The sequence below is a fragment of the Pseudoxanthomonas sp. LjRoot204_2 genome (genome assembly GCF_056175765.1).
Genome location: NZ_JBGFFG010000209.1, coordinates 1 through 5,903, shown reverse-complemented (window position 1 = coordinate 5,903; position 5,903 = coordinate 1). Strand labels below are relative to the sequence as shown.

Sequence of the window (5,903 nt, the reverse complement as noted above, 5' to 3'; positions counted from 1 at the left end):
CGCTGGAGCTGCCACCCTGGATGACGGTGGTGACGTCATCGAAGTAGCCCGCGCCCACTTCCTGCTGGTGGGACACGAAGGTGTAGCCCTTCTCGCGCGCGGCGAATTCGGCTTCCTGCACCTGCTCGACGTAATGCTTCATGCCCTCGCCGCGCGCATAGTCGTGCGCAAACTTGAAGGTGTTGAACCAGTTGATGTGGATACCAGCCAGGGTGATGAACTGGTACTTGTAGCCCAGCGCCGACAGCTCGTCCTGGAAGCGGGCGATCTGCGCATCGTCTAGGTTCTTCTTCCAGTTGAAGCTGGGCGAGCAGTTGTACGACAGCAGCTTGCCAGGATGCTTGGCGTGCACCGCCTGGGCGAATTCGCGGGCGAAGCCGATGTCCGGCGTGCCGGTTTCGCACCACACCAGGTCGGCGTACGGCGCGTAGGCGATGCCGCGGCTGATCGCCTGCTCCAGGCCGTTCTTCACCCGGTAGAAGCCTTCCGCGGTGCGCTGGCCGGTGACGAAGGGCTGGTCGTTGGCATCGAAATCCGAAGTCAGCAGGTTGGCGGCTTCGGCATCGGTGCGCGCCAGCACGATGGCCGGCACGCCCAGCACGTCGGCCGCCAGGCGCGCGGCCTGCAGCTTCTGCACGGCTTCCTGCGTGGGAACCAGCACCTTGCCGCCCATGTGCCCGCACTTCTTCACCGCGGCCAGCTGGTCTTCGAAGTGCACGCCCGCAGCACCGGCGACGATCATGTTCTTCATCAGCTCGTAGGCGTTCAGCACGCCACCGAAGCCGGCCTCGCCGTCGGCGACGATCKGCAGGAAGAAATCGATCGCGTCGGCTTCGTTCGCCTTGCCGTCGCAGATGTTCTTCCACTGGATCTCGTCGGCGCGCTGGAACGTGTTGTTGATGCGGCGGACCATCGTCGGCACCGAGTCGTACGCATACAGCGACTGGTCGGGGTACATGGTCTCGGAGGTGTTGCCGTCGGCGGCCACCTGCCAGCCGGACAGGTAGACGGCCTCCAGGCCGGCCTTGGCCTGCTGCATCGCCTGGCCCGCGCTGATCGCGCCGAACGCGTTGACGTAGCCCTTCTTGGCTTCGCCGTTGACGAGCTTCCACAGCTTCTCGGCGCCGCGGCGGGCCAGGGTGTATTCCGGCTGCAGGCTGCCGCGCAGGCGGACGACGTCGGCGGCGGCGTAGTCGCGCTTCACGCCGGTCCAGCGCGGATTGCTGTCCCAGTCTTTCTGGATGGCGTCGATCTGCTGTTGCTTGGTGCTCATGGCGGGCTCTCTTTCGTCGTGGGGCGTCGTGGTGGGGGTGGTCGGTCGATGCGTCAGTCGATGCGGTCGTACGCGGGCAAGGTCAGGAAATCGGCCAGCTCGTCGGCGCGGCTCAGGTGGTCGAGCAGGGCGATGGCTTCGGAGATGCGCTCGCCACCGGGCAGCCGCGAGTGGTCGCCCAGCTTCGCGGGCAAGGCGGCCAGCGTGCGCTGCAGCAGCGCGTAATCGATCTGGGTGCCGTCGCACAGGTGCACGTCGGCGGTGTGCAGCCACTGCCAGATCTGCGTGCGCGAGATCTCGGCGGTGGCGGCGTCTTCCATCAGCCAATGGATCGGCACGCAGCCGTTGCCATCGAGCCACGCGGCCAGGTAGCGCACGCAGACTTCCACGTTGCCCTCGAAGCCGGCACGCGTGATGGTGCCGGTGGACGGACGGATCAGGTCGTCGCGCGTGACCGCCACGTCCTCGCGTTGCACGCTGCGCTGGTTCGGCTGCGGCATGTGTTCGTCGAAGATCGTCTTCGCGACCGGAATCAGCGCCGGGTGCGCCACCCACGTGCCGTCGTGGCCGGCGGTGACTTCGCGCAGCTTGTCGGCGCGCACGCGGGCAAGCGCCTGTTCGTTCGCGGCCTCGTCGTTGCTGATCGGGATCTGCGCCGCCATGCCCCCCATCGCATGGGCACCGCGGCGATGGCAGGTCTGGATCAGCAGTTCCGAATACGCCTTCAGGAACGGCTGCGTCATCGTCACCTGGCCGCGCTCGGGCAGCACCTTGTCGGCGTGGCRGCGGAAGGTCTTCAGGTAGGAAAAGATGTAGTCCCAGCGGCCGCAGTTCAGGCCGACGATACGGTCGCGCAGCGCATGCAGGATCTCATGCATCTCGAACACGGCCGGCAGCGTCTCGATCAGCACCGTGACCTTCATCTGCCCGTGCGGCAGGCCCAGCGCGGCTTCGATGTGCGACAGCGCGGTTTCCCACAGCGCGGCCTCTTCCATGCTCTGCAGCTTGGGCAGGTAGAAGTACGGGCCACGGTCGCGGGCCTGCAGCGCGCGGGCGTTGTGCCAGGCGAACACGGCGATGTCGAACAACCCACCCGCGATCGGCGCGCCATCGATCAGCACGTGCTTTTCGTCCAGATGCCAGCCACGCGGGCGCACCAGCAGCACGGCCTGCTCGTTCTGCGGCTTCAGCGTGTAGTGCTTGCCGGCGTCGGAGGTGAACTCGAGATCGCCCTGCACGGCGCCGACCAGCGCGCGCTGGCCGGTCAGCAGATTCTGCCAGGTCGGCGAGGTGGAATCCTCGAAGTCGGCCATGAACACCTTCGCGCCCGAGTTCAGCGCGTTGATGACCATCTTCGGGTCGACCGGACCGGTGATCTCCACCCGACGGTCCTGCAGCGCGGCCGGGACCGGGGCGACGGCCCAGTCGCCCTCGCGGATGCCGCGGGTGTCCTCACGGAAATCGGGCAGGCCGCCCGCGTCGAAGAAGGCCTGTCGCGACCGACGGGCCGCCAACCGGGCCTGACGCTCCGGTTCGATCGCACGGTGCAGCGAGACGAGCAGGGCCAGCGCGCCGGGCGGAAGCAGGGCGTCCTGGCCCGCCACGTTGGCGGTCAGGGCGATGCCGGGGGTGGGGCGGTCGGCGCGCGGGTCGCGCGGCGGCAGGGCGAAAGCGGTGGCGGACATGGGCGTCTCCTGGCGTCTTGCTGGAGACGCACAGTGCTCCCGTGTCGAATTATTTGACAAAACAGTTTTGTCAATGCACTAAATAAGCTCGCCTTATAGTTGACTAGAACGTGAGCTCTAAAGAAGCGCCAACCCCCCGATTTCCCTACAAATCCGACCGGTTGAAGCCGCTGCGCGCCTTCTGCCAGACGGTCCGGCTGGGGTCGGTGTCGCGGGCCGCGGAGGCGCTTTTCGTCAGCCAGCCCGCCATCACCCTGCAACTGCAGGCACTGGAACGGGACCTGGGGATCACCCTGTTCGAGCGCAGCGGGCGCCGGCTGACCCCCAGCCGGGAGGGCCAGGTGCTGTACGAACTGGCGCAGCCGCTGGTGGCGGGGCTGGACGGGCTGGACGCGACGTTCCGGGAAAAGGTCAGCGGGCTGGAAGCCGGCGAACTGAACGTGGCGGCCAACAGCTCGACCATCCTCTACCTGCTGCCGAAGATCGTGGAGCACTTCCGCCAGGAACACCCGGACGTGAAGCTGACCCTCCACAACGCCGCCACCGCTGACGGCACCGACCTGCTGCGCTCGGATGCCGTGGACCTGGCGGTGGGCTCCGTGCTCGATGTGCCCGCCGATCTCAGCTACGCGCCGGTCTACCGCTTCGAGCCGATGCTGATCACGCCGCCCGACCATCCGCTCGCGAAGAAGCGCGACCTGCGGCTGGAGGATCTCTCGCCCCATGGCCTGATCCTGCCGCCGAAACGGCTGATCACCTACCGGCTGGTGGACCTGGTGTTCCAGCAGGCGCGCGTGCCCTACACCGTCGCGCTGGAAGTGGGCGGCTGGGAGGTGATCAAGCAGTACGTCAGCATGGGCATGGGCATTTCGATCATCGCGTCGATCTGCCTGACCGACGCCGACCGCGACCGGCTCGCCGCGCGCTCGCTGGCGCAATGGTTTCCGTCGCGCAGCTATGGCGTGGTGGTGCGCAAGGGCAAGTTCCTGTCGCCGCAGGCGCGTGCCTTCATCGAACTGATCCAGCCCCACCTGTTCGAGCGCCGCGATTACGATGAGAGCGGCCATTCCGAACGCTGACGCCCTGCCTCCATGAGCGGCCGTTACCGACAACACGACCTTGCCCCCGGCCTGCCCCTGCTCTGCCGCTGGGACTACGTGCAGGGCGCGCACGCCGCGCCCGCGCTGGTCCTGCCCGATGCCTGCGTGGACCTGCTGTGGGATGGCGCGCGCCTGAGCATCGCCGGACCGGATACGCAGGCGCAGTACGCGCATGTCGCGCCGGGTCGACGGTTGCAGGGCCTGCGATTCGCGCCGGCCGCCGCCGCACGCTGGATGGGTGTTCCCTTGCATGCCCTCGCCGACCAGCGCGTGGACCTGCGCGACCTCCGCCGTCCGCGCCTGAGCGCACTGGCCGACCGCATGGCGGAGCGCGAGGGCGATGCGATGGCCTGGCTCGCCGAGCGCATCCTGGTCGACACGCCGCCCCGCGACCGCGCGATGCAGGCCGTGCATGCGCGACTCTCGTGCCCGCAGCCCGAGTCGGTCGCGCAGCTTGCGCGCGATCTCGGCCTCACCGAACGCACCCTGCTGCGACGGTGCGACGAAGCGTTCGGCTACGGACCGAAGCTGCTGGCGCGCATCCTGCGACTGCAACGCTTCCTGCAGCACCGGCACCACCACGCCAACCTGCTGGACGCCGCGCTCGACGCGGGCTACTACGACGCCGCGCAGCTGGCGGGCGATGYGCGCCGGCTCACCGGCCTCACGCCCACCCAGTTGATCGCGCAGGTCGCGGACTGACTGTCCGATTTCGCCAAGACAGGGCGCACGGACTCGGCCAGACTGACGGCCTCCTCCACGGACACCCGCCATGAGCACCGCCGACCAGCACCATCGCATCGATTACATCGAGTTCAACGTCGCCTCCATCGCCGCCTCGAAGGCGTTCTATGGCGACGCGTTCGGCTGGACGTTCCAGGACTACGGGCCGGACTATTGCGAGTTCCGCGATGGTCGGCTGACCGGTGGCTTCGCCCACGACACGGCGCAGCCGGGCGGCGCGCTGGTCGTGCTGTATTCGACGGCGCTGGAAGACAGCCTGGCGAAGGTCCAGGCCGCCGGCGGGCGCATCACGAAGCCGATCTTCGCCTTCCCCGGCGGACGGCGCTTCCAGTTCACCGATCCCGACGGCTACGAACTGGCCGTGTGGTCGGCGACCTGAGTCAACGGGTCTCGTAGCGCGCCAGCAGCGCGCGGTGGCTGGCCCGCCACTGCGCGAGCTCGACGGGCGAATCCTCGAACGTGCCGTCGATGAAGGCCAGCGACAGCGATTCGGTGGCCCGCTTCACGTCCTCGCTGACCTCGCGCGAATCGAAGTAACGGTGATCGGTGAACACGTTGTGGGTGCCATGCCGGTAGACCGCCAGCACCTTGTGCGCGCCGCCGATCGCGTCGAACACCTTGAGCCGGTCGTCCACGCCGGATCCGAAGCTGGGAATGCGGATGATGTCGTCGGCCGTGGTGACGTGCAGCGTGGGGACGGTGATGCCCGACAGGATCGGGCGGAAATCCTGGTCGCCATAGAACGGCGGCGCGGAGATCACGATCGCCGCACGGATGCGCGGATCGCGTAGCTGGATCGTCTGCCCATGGCGCACCACCCGCGCGCCGGCGGACATCAGCGTGGTGTTGGCGCCGTATGAATGCCCGGCCGCGATGATGCGCGCGGGATCGATGCTCGCTCCCCATTCGCCCGCGAGCACGCGATCGAGTGCGAAGCGCTGGTCGCGGACGCGATCGATGGCTTCGGCATCGCCCGCCGCGTGCTGGAAGCGGGATACCAGCGTGAAGGGATTGCCTTCCCACAGCGTGCGGTCGCTGCCGACATGCTGCACGTGGAGGCTGGCGATGCCGTGCTTCGCCCAGTAGCGCCCGAGGTAGGTG

The 5,903-nt window shown here is 67.9% G+C and carries 6 protein-coding genes; 3 read left to right on the top strand and 3 right to left on the bottom strand.

Going from position 1 to position 5,903, the window contains the following annotated elements:
* Together aceA and aceB are read right to left on the bottom strand one after the other, a co-directional pair.
* A partial coding sequence (gene aceA / locus AC04L7_RS11005; protein WP_475513003.1) for an isocitrate lyase occupies nucleotides 1–1,273 on the bottom strand: 1,273 nt, incomplete at its 3' end.
* Nucleotides 1,274–1,326: 53 nt separating this feature from the next.
* Entirely contained in the window at nucleotides 1,327–2,958 is a 1,632-nt protein-coding gene (aceB, locus tag AC04L7_RS11000) for a malate synthase A (protein ID WP_475513002.1), read from the bottom strand.
* Between the two features lie 110 nt (nucleotides 2,959–3,068).
* Between aceB and AC04L7_RS10995 the strand changes: the two genes are divergently transcribed.
* The 3 genes from AC04L7_RS10995 to AC04L7_RS10985 all read left to right on the top strand — a co-directional run bounded on the left by AC04L7_RS10995 (nucleotide 3,069) and on the right by AC04L7_RS10985 (nucleotide 5,181).
* A complete protein-coding gene (locus AC04L7_RS10995; RefSeq protein ID WP_296281039.1) occupies nucleotides 3,069–4,037 on the top strand; it encodes a LysR family transcriptional regulator in 969 nt (322 codons plus the stop codon).
* Between the two features lie 12 nt (nucleotides 4,038–4,049).
* Nucleotides 4,050–4,760 carry a helix-turn-helix transcriptional regulator gene (locus AC04L7_RS10990; RefSeq protein ID WP_475513001.1) on the top strand — a complete coding sequence of 237 codons (711 nt, stop codon included), beginning with the start codon at nucleotides 4,050–4,052 and terminating at the stop codon, nucleotides 4,758–4,760.
* Nucleotides 4,761–4,830: 70 nt separating this feature from the next.
* On the top strand, nucleotides 4,831–5,181 hold the full coding sequence (locus AC04L7_RS10985) for a VOC family protein (protein ID WP_435996328.1): 351 nt from the start codon (nucleotides 4,831–4,833) through the stop codon (nucleotides 5,179–5,181).
* Between the two features lies 1 nt (nucleotide 5,182).
* Here AC04L7_RS10985 and AC04L7_RS10980 read toward each other — a convergent pair.
* Nucleotides 5,183–5,903, bottom strand: a 721-nt coding sequence (locus AC04L7_RS10980) for an alpha/beta hydrolase family protein (RefSeq protein WP_475513000.1), incomplete at its 5' end; no start/stop codon positions are given.

Excerpts from the sequence above, each read along its gene's own strand:
- AC04L7_RS10985 (WP_435996328.1), top strand. The coding sequence starts at position 4,831 with ATGAGCACCGCCGACCAGCACCATCGCATCGATTACATCGAGTTCAAC.